The organism is Geminicoccus harenae (assembly GCF_019800005.1).
Taxonomy (GTDB): domain Bacteria; phylum Pseudomonadota; class Alphaproteobacteria; order Geminicoccales; family Geminicoccaceae; genus Geminicoccus; species Geminicoccus harenae.
The window spans coordinates 99,891-125,207 of sequence record NZ_JABGCL010000007.1 but is presented as its reverse complement, the minus strand read 5'-3'; the positions used below and the strand labels follow the sequence as shown (position 1 = coordinate 125,207).

Sequence of the window (25,317 nt, the reverse complement as noted above, 5' to 3'; positions counted from 1 at the left end):
CGCTCCTTGCCGGCCCGGTCAGGGCCACAGGCGGTAGCCGGTGCGGAAGATCGCCCAGACCACCAGGAGGCAGGCCAGGAGGAACAGGCAGGTCATGCCGAAGCTGATGGCGACCGCGACATCGGCGCTGCCGTAGAAGCTCCAGCGAAACCCGCTCACCAGGTAGACCACCGGGTTGAACAGGGTGACCTGCTGCCAGAACGGCGGCAGCATGGTGATCGAGTAGAAGCTCCCGCCCAGGAAGGCCAAGGGCGTCACGATCATGGTGGGCACGATCTGCAGCCGCTCGAAGCCCTGCGCCCAGATGCCGATGATGAAGCCGAACAGGCTGAAGGTGACCGAGGTCAGTACCAGGAAGCCTGCCATCCAGAACGGGTGCAGGATGGTGAAGTCGACGAACAGCCGGGCGGTGAGCAGCATGATCGAGCCCAGGATCACCGACTTGGTGGCGGCAGCACCTACGTAGCCAATCACGATCTCGACGAAGGAGACGGGGGCGGAGAGGACCTCGTAGATCGTGCCGGAATAGCGCGGCATGTAGATGCCGAACGAGGCGTTGGAGATGCTCTCGGTGAGCACGGCCAGCATGATCAGGCCCGGCACCAGGAAGGCACCGTAGCTGACCCCGTCGATCTGCTCCATCCGGGCGCCGATCGCCGCACCGAACACGATGAAGTAGAGCGAGGTGGAGATCACCGGGGCGGCGATGCTCTGCAGGAGCGTGCGGCCGGTACGCGCCATCTCGAACCGGTAGATGGCCCAGATCGCATGACGGTTCATCGGCGCGCTCCCACCAGGCCCACGAAGATCTCCTCCAGCGAGCTCTGCCTGGTCTGCAGGTCCCTGACGTCGATGCCGCTGGCCAGGAGGCGGCGCAGCAGGCCGGGGATGGTGCCCGGATCGTCCTTGCCGTCGAAGCGGTAGACGATCCGGCTGCCATCCGCCGCCAGGTCCAGCCGGTACTCGGCGAGCTCGGGCGGCAGGGCCGCCACCGGCCGCTGGAGGAACAGAGTGAGCTGGCGCTGGCCCAGGCGCTGCATCAGCACCGCCTTGTCCTCGACCAGCACGAGCTCGCCCCGGTCGATCACCCCGATCCGGTCGGCCATCTCCTCGGCTTCCTCGATATAGTGGGTGGTGAGGATGACCGTGACGCCCTGCTCGCGCAGCCCGCGGACCAGCGCCCACATCTCGCGGCGCAGCTCCACGTCCACGCCCGCGGTCGGCTCGTCCAGGAACAGGATCTCCGGCTCGTGGGCCAGCGCCTTGGCGATCAGCACCCGGCGCTTCATTCCGCCCGACAGCGTCGCGATCTTGCTGTCGCGCTTGTCCCACAAGGACAAAGCGCGCAGGACCCGCTCCAGATGGGCGTCGTCCGGCGCCTTGCCGAACAGGCCGCGGCTGAACCGGACCGTGGCCCAGACGCTCTCGAACACGTCGGTGGTGAGCTCCTGCGGCACCAGGCCGATCTTCTCCCGGGCCCGGCGGTAGTCCTTCCGGATGTCGTGGCCATCGGCCAGGACCCGGCCCGACGTCGGCTTGACCAGGCCGCAGACGATGCCGATCAGCGTGGTCTTGCCGGCGCCGTTGGGCCCCAGCAGCGCGAAGATCTCGCCACGGCGGATCGAGAGGTCGAGGGCTTGCAGCGCCTGGAAGCCGGACGCGTAGGTCTTGCCGACCCCTTCTATCTGGATGATCGCATCCGCCGGGTTCATCCCAGCACCTCCCGATATGGTCGCTCCTGCCGGGCCCGGCGCAGGGCGCGTCCCCACCAGTCGAGCTGGCACAGGAGCGCTTGCAGCGCCGCCTCGGCCGGCTCCGGGTCCTGCAGGGTGCCGGGCGGCGTGAAGCGCTCCCAGGCATGGGCGAAGCTGACGGCGTTGCGCAAGGTCACCGCATGCAGCTTGGCGAACACCTGGCGGAGCTGTTCCACCGCCCGGATCCCGCCGCTGATCCCGCCATAGGAGACGAAGCCGACCGGCTTGGCATGCCAGGGCTCTTGCACCGAATCGATCAGGAACTTCAAGGCCGCGGGATAGCCGTGGTTGTACTCGGGCGTCACCACCAGGAAGGCGTCGGCCAGAGCCAGGCGCTGGCGCAATGCCACGAGGCCGGGATGGCGGTGCCCGTCGTGGCGGCAGGGCAGGTCGTGCTCCAGCGGGTCGATCCGGTCGATCGTGAGGCCCGGCTGGCTTGCCGCGACGCCGGCCGTCCAGGCGGCGACCTCGTCGCAGAGCCGGCCAGCCCGGGTGCTGCCCAGGATCAGGGCGGTGCGGAGAGGGTCCATGTCGGAAGCTCCCATGCTGTTGCGCTTCGGGGAGCCGTCTTCCTAGAACCTCGAGTAAAGTTGAGGTCAAGAGGGGGAAATGCGTCGATGCAGCGGGAGCTGAGCGTGGGGGAGGTCGCGGAACGGAGCGGCGTGGCGGTCTCGACCCTGCATTTCTACGAGGCGCGGGGACTGATCCGCAGCCGGCGGACCGCCGGCAACCAGCGGCGCTACCCGCGCGAGATCCTGCGCCGGATCGCGGTGATCCGGGTGGCGCAGCGGGCCGGCATCCCGCTCGCGACGATCGCGGCGGCGCTCGCCACCTTGCCGGAGGGGCGCACGCCGGATGCAAGCGACTGGCAGGCACTGTCCCAGGCCTGGCGTGCCGACCTGGATGCGCGGATCACGCGGCTGACCCGGCTGCGCGACCAGCTCGACGGCTGCATCGGCTGCGGCTGCCTGTCGATGCAGGCCTGCCCGCTGCGCAACCCCAGGGACGAGCTGGGCGCCGAGGGGCCGGGCCCGCGGCTGCTCGACCCGGGCTAGCGGATCGGCCACGTGCAGAGGTCCCGAAGCGCCGCGGCATCCCCGGCTATGGCGCTGTCCTGCCCGACCGGCTCGCTTCGGTCCGGGTCCACGGACGATCATGCCTGCCCCAAGGCAGCACGGGCGCATGATCATGATGATTCCCACCGACCGCTTCGACGATGCGCTGGGCTACGCCAGCAGGCTGCACCGGGCGCAGCTCCGCAAGGGGACACGGATCCCCTACGTGGCCCATCTCCTGGCGGTGGCGGCGATGGTGATCGAGCATGGCGGCGACGAGGACCAGGCGATCGCGGCACTGCTGCACGACGCGGCGGAGGACCAGGGCGGGGCTGCGACGCTGCGCGCGATCGAGGGCCGGTTCGGTGCCGGGGTGGCGGCGATCGTCGCCGACTGCACCGATTCCTGGGTGGAGCCGAAGCCGCCCTGGCGGACGCGCAAGGCGGCCTATCTGGAGGGCCTGCACCACAAGCCGGCCCGCTCGCTGCTGGTCTCGCTTGCCGACAAGACCCACAACGCCCGGGCGATCCTGGCGGATCGCTGGCAGGTCGGCGAGGCGATCTGGGACCGCTTCACCGGCGGACGGGACGGGACGCTGTGGTACTATGACGGCCTGGCCCGGGCCTTCCAGGCGACTTTGCCCGGGCCGCTCGCGGACGAGCTGGCCGCCACGGTCCGGGCGATGGCGGACTGATCAGACGCCTTCGAGCGAGACGCCCTCGCGGCCGGCCAGGTCCTGGACGAACTGCATGGCGACGCGACCGGACCGGGCGCCGCGGGTGGTGGCCCACTCGATCGCCTGGCGGCGCAGCTCGTCCGGCTCGATCCGGATGCCGAGGCGGCGGACATAGCCCTCGACCATGGCGAGGTAGACGTCCTGGGAGCAGGGGTGGAAGCCCAGCCACAGGCCGAACCGGTCGGACAGGGAGACCTTCTCCTCCACCGCCTCGCTCGGGATCAGGGCGTTCTGCCGCTCGTTCTCGATCATCTGCCGGGACATCAGGTGCCGGCGATTGGAGGTCGCGTAGAACAGGACGTTGTCCGGCCGGCCCTCCAGCCCGCCTTCCAGCACGGCTTTGAGCGACTTGTAGCTGGTCTCGCCCTGGTCGAAGGACAGGTCGTCGCAGAAGATCAGCGCACGGCGGCCGCTGTCGCGCAGCACCGCCAGCAGCCTCGGCAGGCTCTCGATCTCCTCCCGATGGATCTCGACCAGCAGCAGGCTGCCGGGCCGGTCCTGGTTGATCTTGGCGTGGATCGCCTTGACCAGCGAGCTCTTGCCCATGCCGCGCGCACCCCAGAGCAGGGCGTTGTTGGCGGGCAGGCCGTTGGCGAAGCGGGTGGTGTTGTCGATCAGAATGTCGCGGACCCGGTCGATACCCTGGAGCAGCTCCAGTTCGACCCGGGCGACCTTGCGCACCGGCCGGAGCGAGCCGCCTTCCCAGACGAAGGCGTCGGCGGCCGACAGGTCGGGAAGGGCGGGCGGCGGGGGAGCCAGACGTTCGAGGGCGGCCGCGATGCGGGCGAGCACGTTGGGATCGGCGTCCATCATCATTCACGCATGGGGAAAGGCAGGGCCCGGCATAGCGGGCCTGCGCGTGAATTGCCAACGGCCCGGTCGTTGCCAACGCCCACCGTTGAACCTATGGTCCGCCGCGATTGTCCGACCGAAGCTTCGAGGCGTGGATGTTCGTGAAAGATGCTCTGGCGCAGGCCGCCGGGGCCCCGGCTGCCGGTGGCGCATTCGACATTGTGTCGCTGCTGCCGCTGGTTCTGATCTTCGTGGTCTTCTACTTCCTGCTGATCAGGCCGCAGCAGAAGAAGATGCGCGAACACCGTGAGGTCATCGCGTCGCTCAAGCGCGGCGACAAGGTGATCACCGGCGGCGGCATCGTCGGCACGATCGTCCGCACCGAGGAGGGCAAGCCCATGGTGACGGTCGAGATTGCGCCCAACGTGCGGATCGACGTGGTCCGCTCGACCATCTCCGACAAGTATGTCGACACGCCCCCGCCGCCGGCCAACCAGGACAAGGGTGCGCCCGCAGCCAGCGGCGGCATGTTCGGCAGGCTGCTCGGCAAGAAGTGAGACGAACCTTCGGTGCTCAACCAGTCGCCCTGGAAGGTCACGCTGGTCCTGCTGGTCTGCCTGGCGGGCTTGATCTTTTCCTTCCCGAACCTGTTCAGCCGTGACACCGTCGACGGCTGGCCGGGCTTCATGCCCAAGAACCAGATCAATCTCGGCCTGGACCTGCAGGGTGGTGCCTACCTCCTCCTGGAGGTCGATTCCCAGGCGGTCGTCCGCGAGCGCCTGGAGGAGCTGACCAACGAGGTCCGGGTGGCACTACGCGGTGCCGGGATCGGCTACCAGGGCCTCGGCACCACCGGCAACGCCGTCACCCTGACGCTGACCGACCCCAGCCAGCGCGATGCCGCGATGGCGGCCCTGACACCGTTGAACGTCGCGACCACCAGCGGGTCGGGCATGTCGATGTTCGCGCCGGGCACGCTCGGCGGTATGGAGCTCGACATAAGGGAGCCCGCCGAGGGCCGGATCACGCTGGCGCTGAGCGAGGCGGGGCTCTCATCGCGGATCTCCGCGGCGGTCACCCAGTCGCTGGAGATCGTGCGCCGCCGGATCGACGAGCTAGGCACCCGCGAGGCCTCGGTGCAGCGCCAGGGCGAGAACCGCATCGTCGTCCAGGTCCCGGGCGAGAGCAGCCCGGAATCGATCAAGCGCCTGCTGGGCCAGACCGCCAAGCTCACCTTCCACTTCGTCGACCTGGACACGCCGGTCAGCGAGGCGCGCGCCGGCCGGCTGCCGCCGGGCTCAATGCTGCTCGACAGCAACGAGCCGGGCGTCGACGGCCAGCCCATGCAGTACGTGGTCAAGCGCCAGGTGGTGGTCGGCGGCGAGAGCCTGGTCGACGCCCAGCCGACCCTGCAGACCAACGAGCCGGTGGTGAGCTTCCGCTTCGATAGTGCGGGCGGCCGCAAGTTCGGCCAGGCGACCCAGCAGAATGTCGGCCAGCTCCTCGCCATCGTGCTGGACAACAAGGTGATCTCGGCACCCCGGGTGAACGAGCCGATCCTGGGCGGTTCCGGCATCATCAGCGGCAGCTTCTCCTTCCAGTCGGCCACCGAGCTGGCGGTCCTGCTGCGGGCGGGTGCCCTGCCGGCCCCGCTCGAGGTGATCGAGGAGCGTTCGGTCGGGCCGGAGCTGGGGGCGGATTCGATCCGCTCGGGCATCCTCGCCACCATCGTGGCCGGCATTGCCGTGTTCGCCTTCATGATGGTCTATTACGGCCCGGTGTTCGGCCTGATCGCCAACCTGGCGCTGGTGGTGAACCTGGTCCTGGTGTTCGCCACCATGAGCTTCCTCGGCGCCACCCTGACCCTGCCGGGCATTGCCGGCATCGTGCTGGTGATCGGCCAGGCCGTGGACAGCAACGTGCTGATCTACGAGCGCATCCACGAGGAGGTGAAGAACGGCCGCTCGCCGATCTCGGCGCTGGACGTCGGCTTCACCGAGGCGATGCGGACCATCGTGGACAGCAACGTCACCTCGTTCATCGCCGGCATCGCGCTGTTCATCTTCGGCACCGGGCCGGTGAAGGGCTTTGCCGTCACCCACTGCATCGGCATCATCACCACCATGTTCACGGCGGTCACCTTCACTCGGATGGTGGTGGCCTACTGGTACATCTGGCGCCGGCCGAAGGTGCTTCCGATATGATGGGTGCCATGATCGCCCAGCGCTCCACCGAGGACGGCTTCTGATGGCCCACCGCCTGCGCCTGGTCCCGGACGACCTCAACGTCCCGTTCTTCCGCTATCGCTGGCCGTTCTTCATCTGGTCGGCGGTGGTGCTGGTGGTGACTGTGATCTTGATCGCGGTCAACGGCATGAACTTCGGCATCGACTTCAAGGGCGGGACCGTCCTCGAGGTGGAGATGCCGGAGCGTGCCGATCTGGCCGCCATGCGTTCCACCGTGGACGGGCTGAGCCTGGGCGCCAGCGAACTGCAGACCGCCGGCAGCGACCGTGAGGTGCTGATCCGCCTGGAGGCCAGCGAGGATCAGGACGAGCAGCGCGCCCGGATCGAGCAGGTCAAGGAGGCGCTGAACGCCGAGTTCGGCGAGGGCATCGTCTACAAGCGCCAGGAATTCGTGGGGCCCAAGGTCAGCGGCGAGCTGCTGATGAACGGTGTCTGGGCCGTGCTGATCTCGGTGGCGGGCGTGCTGGTCTATCTCTGGTTCCGCTTCGAGTGGCAGTATGGCGTGGGTGCCTTGGCAGCACTGGTCCACGACGTCTCGGCAGGGCTCGCGGTCTATGCCTTTACCGGCATGGAGTTCAACCTGACCTCGATCGCGGCACTGCTGATGATCGTGGGCTACTCCCTGAACGACACGGTGGTGATCTACGACCGGGTCCGGGAGAACCTGCGGCGCTACAAGGCCATGCCGATCGAGCAACTGCTGGACCGCTCGATCAACGAGACCATGGCCCGCACGCTGGCTACCGCGGTGACCACGCTGCTGGCGCTCCTGGCGCTGTTCGTGCTGGGCGGCCCGGTCATCCGCGACTTCACCGTCATCATGATCGTGGGCGTGATCGTCGGCATCTATTCGACGATCTATATCGCCGCTCCGGTGCTCTACTACCTGAACCTGCGCGCCAGCAGCGCCACGCCCGCCAAGGCTGCGCCGGCCACTGCCAAGGGCTGAGGGAGAGGATCGCTTGGAAGTCACGCCCCTAGTCCCGGAAGGCCGGCAGGTCATCCAGTCCTACCAGGCGGACGGCTTCACGATCGGCGGCGAGCGGCATGCCGGCTCTGTGCTGGTCTGGCCGACCGTCACCCAGGCTTGGCCGGTGGGCAGCTTCGACGAGGTGACCGAGGCCGCCCTGGCGCCGCTGCTGGAAGCGGCGGCCCTGCCCGACGTGCTGGTGCTGGGCACGGGCGCCACCTTCCGGATGATCGACCCGCGCCTGCGCCAGCGCCTGCGTCAGCGGGGGATCGTCGTGGAGTGCATGACGACGGCCGCCGCCTGCCGGACCTTCAACGTCCTGCTGGTGGAAGACCGCAAGGTGGCAGCGGCGCTCATCGCCGTCGGCGACTGAGCCTCCCATGGGCCTGGACCTCCAGCGGGTGCGCGCCGACACGCCGGCCGCGGCACGGCGGGCCTTCCTGCACAATGCCGGCTCGGCCCTGATGCCGGTCCCGGTGGTCCGGGCGGTGCGGGAGCATCTGGAGCTGGAGGCGGAGATCGGTGGCTATGCCGCGGCCGACGCGCAGGCCGGGGCGCTGGATCAGGTCTACGGGCAGGTGGCGACCCTGCTGGGTGCGTCGCCTGCGGAGATCGCCCTTACCGAGAATGCCACCGTCGCCTGGCAGATGGGCTTCTACGCTCTGGCCCACGACTTTCGTCCAGGCGACCGCATCCTGACCGCCCAGGCCGAGTATGCGGCCAACTACGTGGCGTTCCTGCAGGTCGCCAGGCGCACCGGTGCCTTGATCGAGGTGGTGCCGAGCGATGGGGCGGGCGAGCTCGACGTCGTGGCGCTGGAGCGGATGATCGATGACCGGGTCAGGCTGATCGCGGTCACCTGGGTGCCCACCAATGGCGGGCTGACCAACCCGGCGGAAGCCATCGGCAGGGTCGCACGGGCCCATGGCATCCCCTATCTGATGGATGCCTGTCAGGCGGTGGGCCAGATGCCGGTCGATGTCGCAGCACTGGGCTGCGACCTGCTCTCGGCCACCGGCCGCAAGTTCCTGCGCGGGCCGCGCGGCACCGGCTTCCTTTATGTCCGGAAGGCACTCCTGGACCGGCTCGAGCCGCCGATGATCGACCATTTCGCAGCGCCCTGGGTCGGGCGGGACGAATACCGCCTGCGCGACGACGCGCGCCGCTTCGAGACCTGGGAGAACAACTACGCAGCCCGGCTGGGGCTGGGTGCGGCGGTGAGCTATGCGCTGGAGATCGGGCTGGACCCGATCATGGCGCGCTGCCGGCTGCTGGCCGGACGGCTGCGGGAAGGCTTGGGCGAGGTGAGGGGGGTGACGCTGCGCGATCTCGGCCGCTCGCCGGGCGCCATCGTCAGCTTCACCCTGGACGGTGTCCCGGCCGAGCAGGTGGTCGCCCGTGCGGCAGAAGCCGGGATCGTGATCGGCGTGTCGGGGCCGGCCAGCACGCTGCTGGATGCCGAGGCGCGCGGCCTGCCGCCGCTCGTGCGGGCCTCGCCGCACTACTACAACACCGAGGACGAGGTCGACCGCCTGGTCGAGCTGTGCCGGAGCCTGCCGGCGGCGTGACCGCCGGCAGGTGAGATCAGGTCAGGCGGAAGCCTTGGCCAGCTCGGCCTCGACCGCTTCCCAGTCCACCAGGTGGTTCAGGAAGGCCGCGAGGTAGTCGGGGCGGCGGTTACGATAGTCGAGGTAGTAGGCGTGCTCCCACACGTCCACGCCCAGGATCGGGGTGGCGCCGTCCACCAGCGGGTTGGAGCCGTTCGGGGTCTTGGAGACCTTGAGCTTGTCGCCATCCAGGGACAGCCAGGCCCAGCCGGAGCCGAACTGGGTGACGCCCGCCTGCTTGAACTGCTCGGCGAAGGTCTCGTACCCGCCGAAATCATGCTCGATGCGCTTGAGCAACTCGCCGCCCGGCTTGCCGCCGCCGCCCTTCTTCATCGTCCGCCAGAACAGGTTGTGGTTCCAGTGCTGGCCGGCGTTGTTGAAGATACCCGCCTTGGTCGGGTCCTTGGAGGAGATCACCACGATCTCTTCCAGCGACTTGTTCTCCAGATCGGTACCGGCGATCAGGTTGTTCAGGTTGGTGACGTAGGTCTGGTGATGCTTGCCGTGGTGGAGCTGCAGCGTCTCCTCGCCCATGTAGGGGGCGAGCGCATCATGCGCGTAGGGCAGCTCGGGTAGGGTGAAGGCCATCGGAATTTCCCTCGACGTGGAGGCGTGGCAAGCCACGCTCGTCTCGCCTCCGCTACATAGGGGCGAGTCGACAGTGTGGAAAGATGTCGCGACCCTTGCGGGTTCCGTGGGCACGCGCCAGTTGAGGGCCGGCCCGCCGGACAACCGGCAAGGAGATCCCGGTTGAACCTCGGCCTCGACGCCAGCCTCACCCATGACCTGCATCGCGACGACCCCGACCGGTTCTGGTGCCTGGTACCGACCGCGCCCGGCCAGCGTCAGGCGGCGGCGGCCCTGCTGGCGCTGAACCAGGAGCTCGGCCGGATCCCCGGGCAGGTGACCCAGCCGATGGCCGGCTTCATCCGGCTGGAATGGTGGCGCGAGGCGATCGCGGAGGCGCGGGCGGGCCAGCCGCGCCGGCATCCGGTGGCCGAAGCCCTGCCGCTGATCCAGGCGGCGGGACTGGACGACGCGGCCCTGGTCGCCATGGTCGATGCCCGCGAGCGCGAGCTGGACGAGCGGCCGGTGGCCGATCTCGGCGAGCTGCTGGCGCATGTCCGGGCCACGGCCGGGCTGCTGCAGGAGAACCTGGCGGTGATCGCGGGCGGCGATCGGGAGCGTGCCCGGCGGATCGGCACGGGCTACGGCCTGGTGGGCATCCTGCGCGCCACCGGCCATCTGGCGAGGCACGGCCAGATCATGCTGCCGGACGACCTCCTGCGGCAGCACGGGGTCGGCCGCGATGCGCTGCTGGCGGGCAAGCCGGGGCCGGGCCTGGCCGAGGTCGCGGCGGTGGTGGCGCTGGCGGCGCGGGACGAGCTGCGCAGCCTCCGGCCAGTCCGGGGCGAGCCGGCGACGCCTTTGCTCCTGATCACCCGCCACCAGCTCCGGATGCTGGACCGGCTGGACCACGACCCGTTCGCCGCCGCCGCGATCGGCCGCCCGCCGCTCCTGGCCCTGCGCCTGCTCGTGCTGCAGGGGCTGAGGGTCTGAGCGACCCGTTCACTCCTCGCGGCGCACGTCCTGGCCGAACAGCGGCACGGTCGAGATGCCGAGCTTGGCCGAGGCGTCTTTGACCTGCCGGGAATAGACCACGTAGACCATGGTCTGGTTCTTCTGGTCCCAGATCCGCCGCACCGCGACCGACTTGAAGATCAGGCTGCGGCGCTCGCTGAAGATGTCCTCGCCCTCCTCGTCGGTCTCGATGTCGCCGATCACGATCGGGCCGGTCTGGCGGCAGGCGATCGAGGAGTTGGACGGGTCCTCGAACCAGTTGCCCTTGGTCATCCGGTCGATGAGGCCGCGCGAGAAGCTGGCGACGTGGCAGGTCACGCCCTGCACGCCCGGGTCGGGGAAGGCCTGGACCACGACGCCGTTGCCGGTCCAGTCGTTGCTGAACTCGCCGACCTCTTCCTGGGCCAAAGCCGGGGCGGCCATGAGCGGCAGGGCGATCAGCAGCGGCAGGAACAGGCGCATGGCGGCTCCGGTTGGCGAACGGCGGGGGCGGTCTCTATACCGGAAGCACAAGCCGAGCCGCGAGGGGGTGGTTCCATGTCTGCGAGTTGGCCTGGCGCCGAGGAATGGCTGGCGCGGCTGGTGGGCTTTCCCACCGTGGCGGGCGGCCCGAACCTCGACCTGGTGACCCATGTCCAGGACGCGCTGGACGGGCTGGGGGTGCCGGCGTCGCTTGGCTACGATCCGACCGGCACCAAGGCCGACCTCCTGTTCACGCTGGGGCGCCAGGACGGGCCGGGCGTCCTCCTTTCGGCTCATTCCGACGTGGTGCCGGTGACGGGCCAGGCCTGGGCCAGCGACCCGTTCACCCTGGTGCAGCAGGACGGCAGGCTGATCGGCCGGGGGGCCTGCGACATGAAGGGCTTCATCGCCTGCGTGCTGGCCAAGGTCCCGGCCATGCAGGCGGCCGCCTTGCACTGGCCGATCCACATGGCGGTCTCCTATGACGAGGAACTGGGCTGCAAGGGTGCCCCCGCCCTGGTCGAGCGGCTGCGCGCCGAGCTGCACGACCTGCCGGCCGGCTGCATCGTCGGCGAGCCCACCGGCATGCGCCTGGTCGACGCGCACAAGGGCAAGGGCGGCTGGCGCTGCACCGTCACCGGGCGGGCCGGGCACTCGGCGCTGACCCACCAGGGGGTCAACGCGGTGATCGCGGCGGCCGAGCTGATCCAGCACATCCAGGGCCTGCACCGGCGCTGCCGGGAGGCCGGGCCGTTCGCGGAAGGCTTCGACCCGCCGCACACCACCGCCTCGGTCGGCCGGATCGAGGGGGGCGGCCAGCTCAACATCATCCCCGAGCGCTGCGAGTTCGCCTTCGAGTTCCGCACCCTGCCGGGGCAGCGTCCTGCCGACTGGCTGGCGCGGGTCCAGGATTATGCCGAGCGGCAGATGCTGCCAGGGATGCGGGCGATTGCACCGGAGGCGTCGGTAAGCTTTGCCGAGCTGATCGGCTATCCGGGCCTGGCGCCGGCGCAAGACGGGCCATTCCGGCGGCTGGTGGCGGAGCTGGCCGAGCCGGGGGCTGCCGGCAAGGTCGCCTATGGCACGGATGGCGGGGTGATCGCCCGGGCCGGCATCCCGACCCTGGTGTGCGGGCCAGGGGACATGAGCGTCGCGCACAAGCCGAACGAGCATATCACCCAGGCACAGCTCGTCCGCTGCCAGGACTTCCTGGACGGGCTGATCGCCGCCAGCGTCCGGGGAGTGCCGCTCCAGCCGGACTGAGGCGGTCAGGCGAGGCTGAGGCTGGCGCTCTTGCCGGCAGGACCCTGGCCCTGGGGCAGCTCCACCTCCAGCTCCAGCACGGACACGCCCTGCTGTCGCTGCATGTGGACCTTCACCTGGTCCTTGTCGACCGCGATGTATTTACGGATCACCTCCAGGATCTCCTGCTTCATCATCGGCAGGAAATCCGGCGCATTGGTGGTGACCCGCTCGTGGGCGAGCAGGATCTTCAGCCTGTCCTTGGCTTCCACAGCCGTATTCTTCGGCTGCCGGCCGAAGAACCGGTCGAGCAGATTCATGCCGACCTCCTGAACAGACGTTCGAAGAAGCTCTTCTTCTCGGGCAGGAGGAACCGCAGGTCGACTTCCTCGCCCAGCAGCCTCGATACCGCATCCTTGTAGGCGTCGGAAGCCTTGGACTTCTCGTCCAAGATGACGGGCATGCCGACATTGCTGGCCGAGAGCACCGAGGAGCACTGGGGTATGACGCCAAGCACCGGGATGGCCAGGATCTCGACGATGTCGTCGAGCTTGAGCATCTCGCCCTTGGTGACCCGCTCGGCGTCGTAGCGGGTGACCAGGAGATGCTGCTTGACCGCGTCCAGGCCCAGTTCGGCGCGGCGGCTCTTCGAGTTCAGGATGCCCAGGATCCGGTCGCTGTCGCGGACCGAGCTGACCTCCGGGTTGGTCACGATGATCGCCTCGTCGGCGAAGTAGAGCGACATCATCGCCCCACGCTCGATGCCGGCCGGGCTGTCGCAGATGATGTAGTCGAACTCGCCCTTCAGCTCGTCCAGGACCTTCTGGACGCCCTCCTGCTTGAGGGCCTCCTTGTCCTTGGTCTGCGAGGTCGGCAGGATGCTGAGATTCTCGACCCGCTTGTCCTTGATCAGCGCCTGGTTCAGCCGGACGCCGTCATTGATGACGTTGATGAAGTCGAACACGACGCGGCGCTCGCAACCCATGATCAGGTCGAGATTGCGCAGGCCCACGTCGAAGTCGATCACGACCGTCTTGTGCCCGCGCATAGCGAGACCGGTCGCGATCGCGGCGGCCGAGGTAGTCTTGCCTACCCCGCCCTTGCCGGAGGTGACGACGATGACCTTGGACAAGGGGCCCTCCCGGAGGCACTATCGCACGATATGGATCAGCTATGGCTGGCGCTGGGTCACGACAGGGCGGTCACGACCAGCTTCTCGCCGTCGCACGCCACCTTGGCGCGCTTTTTCAGAACCCGTTCGTCGAACTGCTCGCTGACCAGGTGAATGCCGGCAATCGACAGGAGCTCGGCATCGAGCTGGTCGCAGAAAATCATGGCACTCTCGTCGCCATCGATGCCGGCGAACGCCCGGCCGCGCAGCGAGCCGTAGACATGGATATGGCCGCCCGCGATCAGCTCCGCCCCGTGGCCGACCTGGCCCACCACCACGATGTCGCCGTCGGGCGCATAGATCTGTTGGCCGCCGCGCACCGGCTCGGTGATCAGCAGTGCCGGCGAGGTCGCCTTCACGGCCGGGCCGGGCTGGGCGGCCGGGGCTTCCTTGGCCCGGGCCGGCTCGGCATGGCGCCCCTCAGGCAGGATCGCCAGGCCCGCCGCGATCGCGGCCTCGTTCCACGCGGGCGAGCCGTTCTGCAGGCCCACCGGGATGATCCGGTGCTCGCGCAGCCTCGTCACCAGCTCCGCGAAGTCGATCGGCGCCAGGCTCGCCACGGGTGCGGCATCGATCACGATCGGTGCGTTGCGGAAGAAATCCGGGCTGTGCGCGATCTTGTCCAGGAACTTGGCGAAGAATTCCGGGTCGTGCGGCTCGACGAGCCGCAGGGACAGGAGCGTCTGCAGGCTGCCGCGGATCTGGAACGGCTGGGAGCGCGACGACATGAGGCTATCGGTTCGACTATCGCATGACGGGAGGGGTTTTTACGGGCCGGGCGAGCATCCCAGCCGCGCATGAGCCGCACCGTAGACGCTTTTCGACGCCGCACAAGCGCCCGCGCGTTCCTCACCTTGCGGTTGTGTTCCATGTGTCGATCGCGGCCAGCGCGCGGGTCGCCAGCGCCGCCTTGCGGCCGTCCTTGCGCACCTTGCCCTCCAAAGGCGGGAACAGGCCGAAATTGACGTTCATCGGCTGATAGGTCTCGGCCATGCCGCCGCCCGTCACGTGCGCCAGCAAGGCACCATGCGCGGATTCCGGCGGCGGGGGCAGCGGCGACACGCCGCGGGCCTCGGCACCAGCGAAATAGCCGGCGAGCCAGCCGATCGCGGCACTCTCCACATAGCCCTCGCAACCGGTGATCTGCCCGGCCAGGCGGACATGGGGCAGGGATTTGAGCCGGAGCTGCGGGTCCAGGAGCTTGGGCCCGTTGACGAAAGTGTTGCGATGGAGGCCGCCCAGCCGGGCGAACTCCGCCTTCTCCAGGCCGGGGATCATCCGGAGCACCCGGGCCTGCTCGCCATGGCGCAGCTTGGTCTGGAAGCCCACCATGTTGAACAACGTGCCCAGCGCATTGTCCTGGCGGAGCTGGACCACGGCGTAGGGGCGCTTGCCGGTGCGCGGGTCGGTCAGGCCCACCGGCTTCATCGGCCCGAACGCCAGGGTGCGGCGGCCGCGCTCGGCCATCACCTCGATCGGCAGGCAGCCCTCGAAATAGGGCGTGGCCTTCTCCCAGTCGCGGAACTCGACCTTCTCGGCAGCCAGCAGCGCGTCGATGAACGCCTCGTACTGCGCCTCGTCGAGGGGGCAGTTGATGTAGTCGGCGTTGCCGCCGCCCGGACCCGGCTTGTCGTAGCGCGACTGGAACCAGGCGACGTCGAAATCGATCGAATCGCGGTGGACGATGGGGGCGATCGCATCGAAGAAGGCGAGCTGGTCCTCGCCGGTATGGCGGCGGATGTCCTCGGCCAGTGCCGTGGCGGTGAGCGGGCCGGTCGCCACGATCGTCAGCCCGGCCTCGGGCAGGGCAGGGACCAGGCCGCGCCGGACCTCGATCAGCGGCTCCGCCTCGATCCTGGCTGTCACCGCTGCCGAGAACGCGTCGCGGTCGACCGCGAGGGCGCCGCCGGCCGGCAGCTTGTGCCGGTCGCCCTCGGCCATGATGAGAGAGCCCAGCCGGCGCATCTCCTCGTGGAGCAGGCCCACCGCATTGCCCATGGGGTCGTCGGAACGGAACGAGTTGGAGCAGACCAGCTCGGCGAACTGGCCGCTCTGGTGCGCCGCCGTGGTCTCGACCGGCCGCATCTCGTGCAGCACCACCGGCACGCCCTGCCGGGCAAGCTGCCATGCCGCCTCCGAGCCCGCGAGCCCTCCACCGATCACCTGCACTGGCTGCAACGCATTGCCCCCGGAATCTGCCGTGGCAGCGTTTAGCGCCTGGCGCGGATCGGGGCAAACATGCGTTGCGGCCTCACCCGGAAGGCGTCGCCCCGGCCGCCGGCCAGTGGTCCGCCACCCGCTCCGCCTCCTCCATGTTGGGCCAGGGCGGCATGGTGACAATGACGATGTCCAGGGGCTGATCGCCGGTGCAACGGAACTGGAAATGCGCGCCCAGCGGGATGGTGACCGCGGTGCCGGCGCACAGATGGTCGACCCGCTCCTCGCCGGCCATGGAGCGCCAGATCTCGCCCACGCCGCCGACCACGTACCAGAGCTCCTCGACGGTGCGATGGCGCACGGCCAGGGTGGTGCCGCCGACCGGGACGCGGCAATGGACCATGCTGCCCCCCTTGAGCTGGGGCAGGAAGCGGATCTCCGAGCCGTCCGGGGCCAGCGTATCCGGCTCGGCGGCGATCATCGCCGCGGGTTGGAGTGCGGTGCTCAAGTGCCTTGCCCCAAGCTTGCCCGTTCCATGGCGATCTCCTCCGTCAGCCAGTCACGAAAGGCGGCGAGCGGCCGCGCCTGGCCGCGCCGCTGCGGCCAGACCAGCCAGTAGGCGGCCGGCAGCGGCACCACCGGGCCGAACGGCATGGTCAGGTGGCCCTGGCGGATCTCGTCGGCGACCAGCCAGGGGTCGATCACCATCACGCCCAGCCGGCCGATCGCCGCCTGGACCACCTGGGCGCGGGTCTCGAACACCGGCCCGGAGCTGGTGTCCACGCCGCCCACCCCGGCGGCCGCCAGCCAGACGTCCCAGTCGCCGCGCCGGGCCCGTGCGTGGAGCAGCCTAGCACTCGCCAGGTCCGCCGGCGTCTCCAGGCCGGTCCGCGCCACCAGCTCGGGGCTGGCCACCGGCACCAGCCCGTCGTCGTAGAGCTTCTGCATCTGCAGGTTCGGCCAGTCGCCCTGGCCGTAGCGGATGGCGCAGTCGAACGCCTCGCGGTCGAAGTCGACATTCCTGGTCGAGGTGGCGACCAGCAGCTCGATGTCGGGATGCTTGGACTGGAAGCGCTCCAGGCGCGGGATCAGCCAAGCGGTGGCGAAGGTCGAGAGCGTGCTGATCCGGAGCTCCACCCGGCGCCGGGTGAAGTCGGACAGGGCCTGGTCGATCCGGGCGAACGCCGGTACCACGGCATCGGCCAGGCGCCTGCCGTCCTCGGTCGGCACCAGGCCCCGGCCGACCCGGTCGAACAGCGGCACGCCCAGCCGCGCTTCCAGGTCGCGCAGGAGGTGCGACAGCGCCGAGCCGGTCACGCCGAGCTCGGCGGCGGCCTGGGCGACGCTGCCATGACGGACGATCGCGGCGAACGCCTGGACCGCCTTCAGCGAGATCATCGGACCGGTCCGGAAAGCATGAGCTCGTCTCAGCAGTAACGCTGCATGATCCGCTCTAGGATCGACCAGGACAAGACGTTTTGCGCAGCCTGCCTGCACCGGGGAGATGGGGGATGAGCCGATGACGAGCCAGACCTGGAACGCCGCCAGCTACCAGGAGAATGCCGGCTTCGTGCCGATCCTGGGCGGGCCCGTCCTGGAGCTGCTGGGCGAGGTGGCGGGGCAGGACGTGCTCGATCTCGGCTGCGGCGACGGCGTGCTAACCGAGCGGCTCCAGGCGGCCGGGGCCAGGGTGATGGGCGTGGACGCCTCGGCCGAGATGGTGGCGGCGGCGCGAAAGCGCGGCGTGCCGGCCGAGCAGATGGACGGCCAGGACCTCCGCTTCGACGCGCGGTTCGATGCCGTGTTCAGCAACGCGGCGCTCCACTGGATGCGGGACCAGGATGCGGTGCTGCAGGGGGTGTTCCGGGCGCTGCGGCCGGGCGGGCGGCTGGTGTGCGAGATGGGCGGCCAGGGCAATGTCGCCGCCGAGGTCGTGGCCCTGCACCAGGCGGCCGCGGAGTTCGGCCTGGACGGGGCGGCACTGCATCCCTGGCGCTTCCCGAGCCCGCAGGAGCAGGGCGACCGGCTGGCCGCCATCGGCTTCACGGTCCAGCGGATGGAGCTGATCCCGCGGCCGACCCCGCTGCCGACCGGCATGTATGGCTGGCTCATCACCTTTGCCGGCCCGTACACCCGCCATCTGCCGGTCGAGCGGCAGGAGCCGTTCCTGCGGCGGGTCGAGGCGATGCTGGCGCCGGCCCTGCGCGATCAGCAGGGCAACTGGACAGCGGACTATGTCCGGCTGCGCTTCGTGGCCGAGCGGCCCTGAGCCGTCAGCCGGTCGGGCGGCGGGTGAAGCCTGCTTGGCCTTCGGGCGGCAGGTCGCTGACCTGAACCGCGTCGACCCTGGCCAGGTACGGGCCCCTTCGGCAGCGGTCGGCCAGTTGGTCCAGTGCGGTGGCCGGCCCTTCGGCATGCGCCTCCACCGAGCCGTCCGGCCGGTTGCGCACCCAGCCGGCCAGCCCCAGCGCCACCGCCTGGCCCACCAGCCAGTCGCGATAGCCCACGCCCTGGACCCGCCCGGTGACCCGCAGCCGGGCCGCCCTGCGTGCCGGCGGAGAGGCCGGGGAGGCGCCTTCTGCCTCACCCCCATCGATGGCTATGGACACTGAAAACTCCGTGGCGCATCACGAGCGGCTGGTGTATAGGGACGAACGGAATGTGTCGCTACGCGAGAAGACGCCCTGTTCGTGACAGTCGCTTCATCTTTGACTTTCTCACCCTGCTACGGTGATGCGGCGGTTGCGCCTAGCTTCGTCGGGCTGATGGGGTTGGTCGGAGCGGGGCCCGTTGCAGCAGACGGGTCACGCGATCTGCATCCGACGACGCGCGCATCCCTTGCTTCCTCGATCGTACTCCCCACCCGCTTCCGCGGTTTTGCCGGACTCGCCGATGACTCGTAAGCTCTTCGTAGCCAATTTCCCCTATTCGACCACCCCTGAAGAACTCGAGCAGCTCTTCGCCCCGCACGGTGGCGTCGTGGCCGTCAAGATCGCGACCGACCGTGAGACGGGCCGCAGCCGCGGCTTCGGCTTCATCGAGATGGAGTCGGAAGAGGCCTGCGAGAACGCCATCCGCAAGATGGACGGCTTCCAGATGGCGGGCCGCGCCCTGGCCGTGCGCCAGGCCGAGGATCGTCGTCCGGCCGGTGGCCCGGGTGGCGGCGGCGGTTTCGGCGGCCCCCGTGGCGGTGGTGACCGTGGCGGCTTCGGCGGCGACCGCGGTGGTTTCGGCGGTCCGCGTGGCGGCGGCGACCGCGGCGGCTTCGGCGGCCCGCGCGGCGGCGGTGGCGGCTTCGGTGGCCCGCGCGGCGGCTTCGGTGCCGAGCGCAGCGGCGGCGGCTTCGGTGGCGACCGCGGCGGCTTCGGCGGCCCCGGTGGTGGTGACCGTGGTGGCTTCGGCGACCGCGCCGCCCCCAGCAGCCCGGGCGGCTTCGAGGATCGTGGCTTCGGCGATCGCCCGGCGCGCTCCCCCGGTGGTGGCCGTGGCCGTGGCCGTGGCGATCGCGGCGGCTTCGACGACAACTGGAACTGAGCAGTCCAGACGGGTCCAGGCGACCTGCAGGAAAGGGAGGGTCCCGCAAGGGGCCCTCCCTTCTTGCGTTCTGGGGCACTGAATCGGCGGCCCGGGCCGGGAAGGGCGCCGATGACGGAAGGGAGACCTGCCGCGGGTCCTGACGCTCAGGCAGGCTTGGCAGGCACGGGCGCGGCGACGGCGACGGCAGCCCGATGGGGATGCCGCCAGCCGTGCTGGATCAGCGCCGGGCGTGGTCCCCGTCGGGTTCGAGTGCGGCAGCCGGCTGGGGCTGGTCCACCGACACGCGCCAGACCGTGTTGGACAGGTCGTCCGCCACGATCACGGCGCCGCGCGGGTCCACCGTGACCCCGACCGGCCGGCCGCGGGTGTTGTTGCCGTCCGCGGTCAGAAAGCCGGTGACGAAGTCGATCGGCTCGCCGGCAGGCTTGCCGTCCTGGAACGGCACGAAGATCACCTTGTAGCCGGACGGATCGGTCCGGTTCCAGCTGCCGTGCTCGCCGACGAACGCCCCTTCGGCGAACTGTTCACCCATGACCGGGCTGGAGAAGGCCAGGCCCAGCGCTGCCACATGCGAGCCCAGCCCGTAGTCCGGGCGGATGGCCGCTGCGACCTTCTCCGGGTCCTGTGGCTGCGCGCGCGGGTCGACGGTCTGGCCCCAGTAGCTGTAGGGCCAGCCATAGAAGCCGCCCTCCTGCACGGACGTCAGGTAGTCCGGGACCAGGTCGGGGCCGATCTCGTCCCGCTCGTTCACCGCCGCCCAGAGCTGGTCGGTGCCCGGCAGGAAGGCGAGTGCCGTGGGGTTGCGCAGACCGGTGGCAAAGCGCTTGTGCATGCCCGTCTCGGCATCGATCTGCCACACCACCGCCCGGTCGACCTCGGCATCCATGCCGCGCTCGGTGATGTTGCTGTTGGAGCCGATGCCGACATAAAGGAAGCGGCCATCCGGACTGGCGGTCAGTGCCTTGGTCCAGTGATGGTTGATCGCGGACGGCAGCTCCGTCACCAGCTCCGGCGGCCCGCTCGCCTGCGTCTGGCCGTCGGCATAGTCGAAGCGCACCAGTGCATCCTGGTTCGCGACATAGATGGCGTTGTTGACGAAGGCCAGGCCATAGGGCGCGTTGAGATTGTCCGCGAAGACGCCCTGCGCCTCGTAGGTGCCGTCGCCATCGGCATCGCGCAGCAGGGTCAGCCGGTTGCCGCTCTTCACCGAGGTCTTGCCCAGGGCCTTGATGAAGTTCGCGATGATGTCCTTGGGCCGGAGCGCCGGTGCACCGCCGCCCGAGCCCTCCGCCACCAGGATGTCCCCGTTGGGCAGAACCAGGGTCTGGCGCGGGATCATGAGATCCGTGGCAATGGCCTCGATCCGGTAGCCCTGCGGCACGATCGGGCGCTCGTCGCCCCAGCCGGCCGGTCTCGGGATCTTCATGGTCGGCAGCAGGCCACGGTTCGGCTCGGGCAGGTCCGGGTTGGGGCCATACTGTGCGGGCTGGGCCCTGGCGTCCCAACTGGACAGGGCGATCACCGCGGCACCAAGCAACAGAAGCGAGCGCATCATTCCACCTCTCTGGTCCGGAACCCAGCATAGCCGATCCACGATGCGACCAGCGCCAGGAGCGCGGTGATCACCGACAGATAGAGGCCTTCCGGCATGGTGCCCCAGGCATCCTTGGCGTGGACCAGGGCGTTGATGAAACCCAGCACCCACATGGCGAGCAGCACGATGAAATAGACGACCGGGCGCTTGCGATGGCCGGCATGGCTGCGGAACAGGTTGATCAGCGCCCAGAGCAGGGCGAAGGCCCCGACCAGCAGCCCCCCGGCGATGAGCCAGGACGAGAAATTGGCCCACTGGATCTGGAAGGTTCTCCAGTAGGCGATGTCGCTCAGCAGCGCGCCCAGGAACAGGGGCAGCGGAAACGCCAGGAGGATGGCGTGAAGCGGATGGATCGGCCTCGGCAGGCTCGGGGCGTGTATGGCAACCACGGCGTCTCCTCTCATGCCAGGGCACGGCCGCGTGGCCAGCGCCCGGCAAAGCGTCGCCGGGGTAACGGATCAACCGTCAGAAAGTTGCGGGGCGGGGCTGGCCGCCTGGCTACTTCGGTGGCGTCGCCCCTGGTCCGGCCGGTGGGCGGGAATGCCGCTCAGTCCCGGCCTTCCTCCACCGCATGGCAGGCGACGAGTTGCGCGCCCGCCTGTGTCAGGCCCGGCACCTCCACCCGGCAGCGCTCGTTGGCGAGCGGGCAGCGCGGGTGGAACGGGCAGCCGGGCGGCGGGGCCAGCGGCGAGGGCAGCTCGCCCCGAGCCTTGATCCGGTCGCGCCGGCGGCGCGGATCGGCGATCGGGGTGGCCGCCAGCAGCACCCGCGTATAGGGGTGGCGCGGCGTGGCGAAGATCGCCGCCTTGGGGCCCTTCTCCACGGCCTTGCCCAGATACATCACCATCACGTCCTGGGCGATGTGCCGGACCACCGACAGGTCGTGGCTGATGAACAGATAGGCCAGCCGGAACTCGTCCTGCAGGTCCATCAGGAGGTTGAGCACCTGGGCCTGGATCGACAGGTCCAGCGCCGAGACCGGCTCGTCCAGCACCAGCACTTCCGGGTTGGGCATCAGCGCCCGGGCGACCGCGATGCGCTGGCGCTGCCCGCCGGAGAACATGTGCGGGTAGCGCTCGGCCTGCTCGCGGCGCAGCCCGACCTTCTCCAGCATGGTGAGGACCCGGTCGCGCCGCTCGGCGGCACTGGTGCCGCCCAAGATCTCCAACGGCTCGGCCAGCGCGTCGGCGATCTTGCGGCGCGGGTTCAGGGACCCGTAGGGGTTCTGGAACACGAGCTGGACCTTGCGCCGCAGCTCCGGGGTCACCTCCTCCGTCGGCTGCCCGTCCAGGCGCAGCCGGCCGCCCGAGGGCGGCTCGATCAGGGTGACGATCCGGCCGAGCGTGGACTTGCCGCAGCCGGATTCGCCGACCACCGCCAGGGTCTTGCCGGCATCGAGGGTGAAGCTCACCCCGTCCAGCGCCCGCACGGTGGCAGGCTTGGCGAACAGGCCGCGCCGGACCGTGTAGTGGCGGGACAGGTTGTCGGCTTCGACGATCGGGCTGGTGGGCGGGTTCGCGGGCAGGTTCACGGGCGCGTTCACCGGCGGGCTCATCGGGTCCCACCCAGCGGATAGTGGCAGACCGCCTGGCCCAGCTCCGGCCCGGCCGGCACCGGCCGGACCTCCACGCAGCGCTGGTCGGCGCGCGGACAGCGCGGATGGAACAGGCAGCCCGAGGGCTTGTCGAACTGGCCCGGCACCACGCCCGGAATCGAGGCGAGCCTCGCACCCTCGACGGCACGCTCCGGCAGGGCCGCCAGCAGGGCCGCGGTGTAGGGATGGTGAGGATGGTCGAACAGGCCGTACACGTCCTGCTTCTCGACCTGCCAGCCGGCATACTGGACCACCACGCGCTGCGCGGTCTCGGCGACCACGCCCATGGCATGGGTGATCAGGATCAGCGCCATGCCGCGCCGCTCCTGGAGGTCGACCAAGAGGTCCAGGATCTGCGCCTGGATGGTGACGTCCAGTGCCGTGGTCGGCTCGTCGGCGATGAGCAGGCGCGGGTCGCAGGCGATCGCCATGGCGATCATCACCCGCTGGCTCATGCCGCCGGAGAGCTGGTGCGGGTATGCGGACAGGCGCTGGGCGGGCGAGGGGATGCCGACCTGAGTCAAGAGCTCCACCGCCCGGTCGCGCGCCTGGCGCTTGTTCAGGCCGAGATGGAGCCGCAGCGACTCCTCGATCTGGAAGCCCACGGTGAAGCAGGGGTTCAGCGAGCTCATCGGCTCCTGGAAGATCATCGCCATGTCGGCACCGGTCAGCGCCCGGCGCCCGGCCGGGCTGATCGTCAGCAGGTCTTTGCCGTCGAAGGCGAGCACGTCGGCGGTGACCTGGGCGGTCGGGGGCAGGAGGCCCATGACCGCCAGCATCGAGACCGACTTGCCGGAGCCGCTCTCACCCACGATCGCGACGATCTCGCCCTTCTCGACGGAAAGGTCGACGCCCTCCACTGCGGTGAACCAGCCCGACGCCGTGGCGAAGCGGACCGTGAGGTTGCGGATCTCGAGGAGGCTCATGAGCGCTTCAGCTTGGGATCGAGGACGTCGCGCAAACCGTCGCCCATCAGGTTGACGGCGAGCACGGAGATCAGGATGGCGAGGCCGGGGAAGGTCACGACCCACCAGGCGCGCAGGATGAACTCGCGGGCATCGGCCAGCATGGTGCCCCATTCGGGCGTGGGCGGCTGGGCACCCATGCCGAGGAAGCCGAGCGCCGCCATGTCCAGGACCGCGGTGGAAAAGCCCAGTGTGGCCTGGACGATCAGGGGCGGGGCGCAGTTGGGCAGCACGGTGCGGAACATCAGCCGCCAGACCGAGGCGCCGGCCACCCGGGACGCGGTGACATAGTCCTTCTGCAGCTCGCTCATCGCCGAGCCGCGGGTGAGGCGGGCGTAGTGCGGCATGTACACCAGGGCCACGGCGAACATCGCGTTGAACAGGCCAGGGCCCAGGATCGCCACCACGACCAGCGCCAGCAGCAGGGACGGGATCGCCAGCAGCACGTCGAGCACGCGCATGATCAGTGTGTCGACGAAGCCGCGGGCGAACGCGGCACAGAGACCCAGCAGGATCCCGCCGGACATCGAGATGACGATCACGACCAAGCCGATGAACAGCGACCAGCGCCCGCCATGCATGATGCGGGAAAGCAGGTCGCGGCCGACCGCGTCGGTGCCCAGCAGGTGCGCGGTGCTGCCGCCTTCCTGCCAGAACGGCGGGACCAGCACGGCGGCGCGATCCTGGGCGTCCGGCGAATAGGGGGCGAGCCAGGGGGAGAAGGCCGCGATCAGCACGAAGGCCACGAACACGATCAGCCCGGCGAGCGCACCCTTGTTCTGCTTGAAATAGTGCCAGCCCTCGACGAAGGGATGGGGCGGGCGGGTGGCGATCTCAGCGGCCATGGCGGATCCTCGGGTCGATCAGCCCGTAGGTCAGGTCGACCAGGAGGTTCACGATCATGACCACGCTGGCGATCAGCAGGAGCCCGCCCTGCACGGACGGGTAGTCGCGGCGGAAGATCGAATCGATCAGCCACTTGCCCACGCCCGGCCAGGAGAAGATCGTCTCGGTCAGGATCGCGCCGGCCAGCAGCACGCCGGTCTGCAGGCCGATCGTGGTGACCACCGGGATCAGCGCGTTGCGGAACGCATGGAGGCCGACCACGCGGCGGGTCGGCAGGCCCTTGGCCCTGGCGGTGCGCACATAGTCCTCGCTCAGGACTTCCAGCATGGCCGAGCGGGTCTGCCGGGCGATCACCGCCAGCGGGATGGTGCCCAGCACGATGGTCGGCAGCACCAGATGGGAGAAGGCCGACATGAAAGCGCCGTCCTGGTCGGAGAGCAGCGAATCGATCAGCATGAAGCCGGTCACGGGCTCGAAGAAATAGAGGAGGTCGATCCGGCCGGAGACGGGGGTCCAGCCGAGGATCCCGGAGAACAGGATGATCAGGAGCAGGCCCCACCAGAAGATCGGCATGGAATAGCCGGTCAGCGTCGCGGCCATCACGCCATGGTCGAAGATGGTGCCGCGCCGGCTGGCGGCAAGCACGCCCGCGGGCAGGCCGAACAGGATCGCGAACAGGATGGCGCAGATCGACAGTTCCAGCGTCGCCGGGAACAGGGTCAGGAACTCGCTGAGGACCGGCGCCTTGGTGACGATCGAGTTGCCGAGGTCACCCTGAAGCACGTTGCCGAGGAAACTCGCGTACTGCTCCCACCAGGGCCGGTCGAAGCCGAAGCGGGCCATCAGCTCGGCATGGCGTTCCGGGCTGGTGCCGCGCTCGCCGGCCATCATCTCGACCGGGTCGCCGGGCAGGAGGCGGATGAACAGGAATGCGACCAGCGTCACCCCGAGAAAGGTGGGGATCAGCACCGCGATGCGGGACAGAAAGAAGCGGAGCAAGCTCGTCTC

At 69.5% G+C, this 25,317-nt stretch carries 30 protein-coding genes; 11 read left to right on the top strand and 19 right to left on the bottom strand.

Annotation, left to right across the window (positions count from 1 at the left end):
• Nucleotides 1-18 precede the first annotated feature (18 nt).
• From HLA95_RS08430 to HLA95_RS08420, 3 genes are read right to left on the bottom strand one after another with little or no spacing between them, the layout of a single operon-like run.
• Nucleotides 19-780, bottom strand: a complete 762-nt coding sequence (locus HLA95_RS08430; protein WP_191061634.1) for an ABC transporter permease — start codon at nt 778-780, stop codon at nt 19-21.
• Entirely contained in the window at nt 777-1,712 is a 936-nt protein-coding gene (locus tag HLA95_RS08425; RefSeq protein ID WP_191061635.1) for an ABC transporter ATP-binding protein, read from the bottom strand. The genes HLA95_RS08430 and HLA95_RS08425 overlap by 4 nt, the downstream gene beginning before the upstream one ends.
• Nucleotides 1,709-2,284: an NADPH-dependent FMN reductase gene (locus HLA95_RS08420; RefSeq protein ID WP_191061636.1), complete on the bottom strand. Its 576-nt coding sequence runs from the start codon at nt 2,282-2,284 to the stop codon at nt 1,709-1,711. The genes HLA95_RS08425 and HLA95_RS08420 overlap by 4 nt, the downstream gene beginning before the upstream one ends.
• Before the next feature lie 87 nt (nt 2,285-2,371).
• Between HLA95_RS08420 and soxR the strand changes: the two genes are divergently transcribed.
• Together soxR and HLA95_RS08410 are read left to right on the top strand one after the other, a co-directional pair.
• Nucleotides 2,372-2,809 (top strand): redox-sensitive transcriptional activator SoxR, encoded by a 438-nt coding sequence (gene soxR / locus HLA95_RS08415; protein ID WP_222182979.1) that lies wholly within the window; start codon nt 2,372-2,374, stop codon nt 2,807-2,809.
• A 136-nt stretch (nt 2,810-2,945) separates the two neighbouring features.
• Nucleotides 2,946-3,503, top strand: a complete 558-nt coding sequence (locus HLA95_RS08410; protein WP_408588381.1) for an HD domain-containing protein — start codon at nt 2,946-2,948, stop codon at nt 3,501-3,503.
• Here the strand turns inward: HLA95_RS08410 and HLA95_RS08405 are convergent, their stop codons facing one another.
• Nucleotides 3,504-4,361 carry an ATP-binding protein gene (locus HLA95_RS08405; protein WP_370467478.1) on the bottom strand — a complete coding sequence of 286 codons (858 nt, stop codon included), beginning with the start codon at nt 4,359-4,361 and terminating at the stop codon, nt 3,504-3,506. It abuts the gene before it with no gap.
• Between the two features lie 131 nt (nt 4,362-4,492).
• Here HLA95_RS08405 and yajC point away from each other — a divergent pair, with 131 nt between their 5' ends.
• Genes yajC through HLA95_RS08380 form a run of 5 tightly spaced genes read left to right on the top strand, consistent with a single transcriptional unit; the run spans nt 4,493 to nt 9,121 of the window.
• Nucleotides 4,493-4,894 carry a preprotein translocase subunit YajC gene (gene yajC / locus HLA95_RS08400; RefSeq protein WP_191059878.1) on the top strand — a complete coding sequence of 134 codons (402 nt, stop codon included), beginning with the start codon at nt 4,493-4,495 and terminating at the stop codon, nt 4,892-4,894.
• 12 nt (nt 4,895-4,906) lie between these two features.
• Nucleotides 4,907-6,541 carry a protein translocase subunit SecD gene (gene secD / locus HLA95_RS08395; RefSeq protein WP_191059877.1) on the top strand — a complete coding sequence of 545 codons (1,635 nt, stop codon included), beginning with the start codon at nt 4,907-4,909 and terminating at the stop codon, nt 6,539-6,541.
• A 43-nt stretch (nt 6,542-6,584) separates the two neighbouring features.
• Entirely contained in the window at nt 6,585-7,532 is a 948-nt protein-coding gene (gene secF, locus HLA95_RS08390; RefSeq protein ID WP_191059876.1) for a protein translocase subunit SecF, read from the top strand.
• A gap of 13 nt (nt 7,533-7,545) precedes the next feature.
• Complete coding sequence (locus HLA95_RS08385) at nt 7,546-7,926, top strand: Mth938-like domain-containing protein (protein ID WP_191059875.1); 381 nt, start codon at nt 7,546-7,548, stop codon at nt 7,924-7,926.
• Nucleotides 7,927-7,933: 7 nt separating this feature from the next.
• On the top strand, nt 7,934-9,121 hold the full coding sequence (locus HLA95_RS08380; RefSeq protein ID WP_191059874.1) for an aminotransferase class V-fold PLP-dependent enzyme: 1,188 nt from the start codon (nt 7,934-7,936) through the stop codon (nt 9,119-9,121).
• Nucleotides 9,122-9,142: 21 nt separating this feature from the next.
• Here the strand turns inward: HLA95_RS08380 and HLA95_RS08375 are convergent, their stop codons facing one another.
• Nucleotides 9,143-9,748, bottom strand: a complete 606-nt coding sequence (locus HLA95_RS08375; RefSeq protein WP_159713455.1) for a superoxide dismutase — start codon at nt 9,746-9,748, stop codon at nt 9,143-9,145.
• Between the two features lie 162 nt (nt 9,749-9,910).
• Between HLA95_RS08375 and HLA95_RS08370 the strand changes: the two genes are divergently transcribed.
• Nucleotides 9,911-10,720, top strand: coding sequence for a phytoene/squalene synthase family protein (locus tag HLA95_RS08370; protein WP_222182977.1), 810 nt, complete (start codon nt 9,911-9,913; stop codon nt 10,718-10,720).
• A gap of 9 nt (nt 10,721-10,729) precedes the next feature.
• On the opposite strand, the gene HLA95_RS08365 is transcribed toward HLA95_RS08370, so the two are convergent.
• Complete coding sequence (locus HLA95_RS08365; protein ID WP_191062462.1) at nt 10,730-11,203, bottom strand: CreA family protein; 474 nt, start codon at nt 11,201-11,203, stop codon at nt 10,730-10,732.
• Nucleotides 11,204-11,278: 75 nt separating this feature from the next.
• Here HLA95_RS08365 and argE point away from each other — a divergent pair, with 75 nt between their 5' ends.
• On the top strand, nt 11,279-12,466 hold the full coding sequence (argE, locus tag HLA95_RS08360; protein WP_222182976.1) for an acetylornithine deacetylase: 1,188 nt from the start codon (nt 11,279-11,281) through the stop codon (nt 12,464-12,466).
• A 5-nt stretch (nt 12,467-12,471) separates the two neighbouring features.
• Here argE and minE read toward each other — a convergent pair whose 3' ends face one another.
• The 6 genes from minE to HLA95_RS08330 all read right to left on the bottom strand — a co-directional run bounded on the left by minE (nt 12,472) and on the right by HLA95_RS08330 (nt 17,171).
• On the bottom strand, nt 12,472-12,765 hold the full coding sequence (minE, locus tag HLA95_RS08355) for a cell division topological specificity factor MinE (RefSeq protein ID WP_191061965.1): 294 nt from the start codon (nt 12,763-12,765) through the stop codon (nt 12,472-12,474).
• On the bottom strand, nt 12,762-13,577 hold the full coding sequence (gene minD / locus HLA95_RS08350) for a septum site-determining protein MinD (RefSeq protein WP_191061964.1): 816 nt from the start codon (nt 13,575-13,577) through the stop codon (nt 12,762-12,764). Before minD ends, minE begins: the two co-directional genes overlap by 4 nt.
• Before the next feature lie 56 nt (nt 13,578-13,633).
• Nucleotides 13,634-14,344 carry a septum site-determining protein MinC gene (gene minC / locus HLA95_RS08345; protein ID WP_222182975.1) on the bottom strand — a complete coding sequence of 237 codons (711 nt, stop codon included), beginning with the start codon at nt 14,342-14,344 and terminating at the stop codon, nt 13,634-13,636.
• A gap of 121 nt (nt 14,345-14,465) precedes the next feature.
• Entirely contained in the window at nt 14,466-15,794 is a 1,329-nt protein-coding gene (trmFO, locus tag HLA95_RS08340) for a methylenetetrahydrofolate--tRNA-(uracil(54)-C(5))-methyltransferase (FADH(2)-oxidizing) TrmFO (RefSeq protein ID WP_191061839.1), read from the bottom strand.
• Between the two features lie 73 nt (nt 15,795-15,867).
• A complete protein-coding gene (locus tag HLA95_RS08335) occupies nt 15,868-16,281 on the bottom strand; it encodes a cupin domain-containing protein (protein WP_222182974.1) in 414 nt (137 codons plus the stop codon).
• Nucleotides 16,278-17,171, bottom strand: coding sequence for a LysR substrate-binding domain-containing protein (locus HLA95_RS08330; protein ID WP_222182973.1), 894 nt, complete (start codon nt 17,169-17,171; stop codon nt 16,278-16,280). The genes HLA95_RS08335 and HLA95_RS08330 overlap by 4 nt, the downstream gene beginning before the upstream one ends.
• A 121-nt stretch (nt 17,172-17,292) precedes the next feature.
• Here HLA95_RS08330 and HLA95_RS08325 point away from each other — a divergent pair, with 121 nt between their 5' ends.
• Entirely contained in the window at nt 17,293-18,042 is a 750-nt protein-coding gene (locus HLA95_RS08325) for a class I SAM-dependent methyltransferase (RefSeq protein ID WP_223861813.1), read from the top strand.
• Between the two features lie 4 nt (nt 18,043-18,046).
• Here the strand turns inward: HLA95_RS08325 and HLA95_RS08320 are convergent, their stop codons facing one another.
• Nucleotides 18,047-18,382 carry an acylphosphatase gene (locus HLA95_RS08320; RefSeq protein WP_322100115.1) on the bottom strand — a complete coding sequence of 112 codons (336 nt, stop codon included), beginning with the start codon at nt 18,380-18,382 and terminating at the stop codon, nt 18,047-18,049.
• Between the two features lie 283 nt (nt 18,383-18,665).
• Between HLA95_RS08320 and HLA95_RS08315 the strand changes: the two genes are divergently transcribed.
• Nucleotides 18,666-19,307: an RNA recognition motif domain-containing protein gene (locus tag HLA95_RS08315; protein ID WP_222182972.1), complete on the top strand. Its 642-nt coding sequence runs from the start codon at nt 18,666-18,668 to the stop codon at nt 19,305-19,307.
• 220 nt (nt 19,308-19,527) lie between these two features.
• Here HLA95_RS08315 and HLA95_RS08310 read toward each other — a convergent pair whose 3' ends face one another.
• The 6 genes from HLA95_RS08310 to HLA95_RS08285 all read right to left on the bottom strand — a co-directional run bounded on the left by HLA95_RS08310 (nt 19,528) and on the right by HLA95_RS08285 (nt 25,308).
• Nucleotides 19,528-20,862, bottom strand: coding sequence for a PQQ-dependent sugar dehydrogenase (locus HLA95_RS08310; protein ID WP_191061876.1), 1,335 nt, complete (start codon nt 20,860-20,862; stop codon nt 19,528-19,530).
• Nucleotides 20,862-21,308, bottom strand: coding sequence for a DUF2231 domain-containing protein (locus HLA95_RS08305; RefSeq protein ID WP_191061877.1), 447 nt, complete (start codon nt 21,306-21,308; stop codon nt 20,862-20,864). The genes HLA95_RS08310 and HLA95_RS08305 overlap by 1 nt, the downstream gene beginning before the upstream one ends.
• Before the next feature lie 143 nt (nt 21,309-21,451).
• A complete protein-coding gene (locus tag HLA95_RS08300) occupies nt 21,452-22,459 on the bottom strand; it encodes a dipeptide ABC transporter ATP-binding protein (RefSeq protein WP_222182970.1) in 1,008 nt (335 codons plus the stop codon).
• Nucleotides 22,456-23,424: an ABC transporter ATP-binding protein gene (locus tag HLA95_RS08295; protein WP_191059929.1), complete on the bottom strand. Its 969-nt coding sequence runs from the start codon at nt 23,422-23,424 to the stop codon at nt 22,456-22,458. Before HLA95_RS08295 ends, HLA95_RS08300 begins: the two co-directional genes overlap by 4 nt.
• The gene (locus HLA95_RS08290) at nt 23,421-24,308 is read right to left on the bottom strand and encodes an ABC transporter permease subunit (RefSeq protein WP_191059930.1); all 888 of its coding nucleotides are present in this window, start codon (nt 24,306-24,308) and stop codon (nt 23,421-23,423) included. The genes HLA95_RS08295 and HLA95_RS08290 overlap by 4 nt, the downstream gene beginning before the upstream one ends.
• Entirely contained in the window at nt 24,298-25,308 is a 1,011-nt protein-coding gene (locus HLA95_RS08285; protein WP_191059931.1) for an ABC transporter permease subunit, read from the bottom strand. The genes HLA95_RS08290 and HLA95_RS08285 overlap by 11 nt, the downstream gene beginning before the upstream one ends.
• Between the last annotated feature and the right edge of the window lie 9 nt (nt 25,309-25,317).

What these genes read in the sequence shown, in the direction of transcription:
- HLA95_RS08425 (WP_191061635.1), bottom strand. Translation starts at nt 1,712, where the DNA reads ATGAACCCGGCGGATGCGATCATCCAGATAGAAGGGGTCGGCAAGACC.
- HLA95_RS08410 (WP_408588381.1), top strand. Translation starts at nt 2,946, where the DNA reads ATGATTCCCACCGACCGCTTCGACGATGCGCTGGGCTACGCCAGCAGG.
- HLA95_RS08380 (WP_191059874.1), top strand. Translation starts at nt 7,934, where the DNA reads ATGGGCCTGGACCTCCAGCGGGTGCGCGCCGACACGCCGGCCGCGGCA.
- HLA95_RS08430 (WP_191061634.1), bottom strand. Translation starts at nt 780, where the DNA reads ATGAACCGTCATGCGATCTGGGCCATCTACCGGTTCGAGATGGCGCGT.
- HLA95_RS08290 (WP_191059930.1), bottom strand. Translation starts at nt 24,308, where the DNA reads ATGGCCGCTGAGATCGCCACCCGCCCGCCCCATCCCTTCGTCGAGGGC.
- HLA95_RS08420 (WP_191061636.1), bottom strand. Translation starts at nt 2,284, where the DNA reads ATGGACCCTCTCCGCACCGCCCTGATCCTGGGCAGCACCCGGGCTGGC.
- HLA95_RS08375 (WP_159713455.1), bottom strand. Translation starts at nt 9,748, where the DNA reads ATGGCCTTCACCCTACCCGAGCTGCCCTACGCGCATGATGCGCTCGCC.
- minC (WP_222182975.1), bottom strand. Translation starts at nt 14,344, where the DNA reads ATGTCGTCGCGCTCCCAGCCGTTCCAGATCCGCGGCAGCCTGCAGACG.
- minE (WP_191061965.1), bottom strand. Translation starts at nt 12,765, where the DNA reads ATGAATCTGCTCGACCGGTTCTTCGGCCGGCAGCCGAAGAATACGGCT.
- HLA95_RS08300 (WP_222182970.1), bottom strand. Translation starts at nt 22,459, where the DNA reads ATGAGCCCGCCGGTGAACGCGCCCGTGAACCTGCCCGCGAACCCGCCC.
- HLA95_RS08365 (WP_191062462.1), bottom strand. Translation starts at nt 11,203, where the DNA reads ATGCGCCTGTTCCTGCCGCTGCTGATCGCCCTGCCGCTCATGGCCGCC.
- HLA95_RS08310 (WP_191061876.1), bottom strand. Translation starts at nt 20,862, where the DNA reads ATGCGCTCGCTTCTGTTGCTTGGTGCCGCGGTGATCGCCCTGTCCAGT.
- secF (WP_191059876.1), top strand. Translation starts at nt 6,585, where the DNA reads ATGGCCCACCGCCTGCGCCTGGTCCCGGACGACCTCAACGTCCCGTTC.
- HLA95_RS08315 (WP_222182972.1), top strand. Translation starts at nt 18,666, where the DNA reads ATGACTCGTAAGCTCTTCGTAGCCAATTTCCCCTATTCGACCACCCCT.
- HLA95_RS08405 (WP_370467478.1), bottom strand. Translation starts at nt 4,361, where the DNA reads ATGATGATGGACGCCGATCCCAACGTGCTCGCCCGCATCGCGGCCGCC.
- yajC (WP_191059878.1), top strand. Translation starts at nt 4,493, where the DNA reads ATGTTCGTGAAAGATGCTCTGGCGCAGGCCGCCGGGGCCCCGGCTGCC.
- soxR (WP_222182979.1), top strand. Translation starts at nt 2,372, where the DNA reads ATGCAGCGGGAGCTGAGCGTGGGGGAGGTCGCGGAACGGAGCGGCGTG.
- HLA95_RS08295 (WP_191059929.1), bottom strand. Translation starts at nt 23,424, where the DNA reads ATGAGCCTCCTCGAGATCCGCAACCTCACGGTCCGCTTCGCCACGGCG.
- HLA95_RS08330 (WP_222182973.1), bottom strand. Translation starts at nt 17,171, where the DNA reads ATGATCTCGCTGAAGGCGGTCCAGGCGTTCGCCGCGATCGTCCGTCAT.
- HLA95_RS08305 (WP_191061877.1), bottom strand. Translation starts at nt 21,308, where the DNA reads ATGAGAGGAGACGCCGTGGTTGCCATACACGCCCCGAGCCTGCCGAGG.
- argE (WP_222182976.1), top strand. Translation starts at nt 11,279, where the DNA reads ATGTCTGCGAGTTGGCCTGGCGCCGAGGAATGGCTGGCGCGGCTGGTG.
- HLA95_RS08325 (WP_223861813.1), top strand. Translation starts at nt 17,293, where the DNA reads ATGACGAGCCAGACCTGGAACGCCGCCAGCTACCAGGAGAATGCCGGC.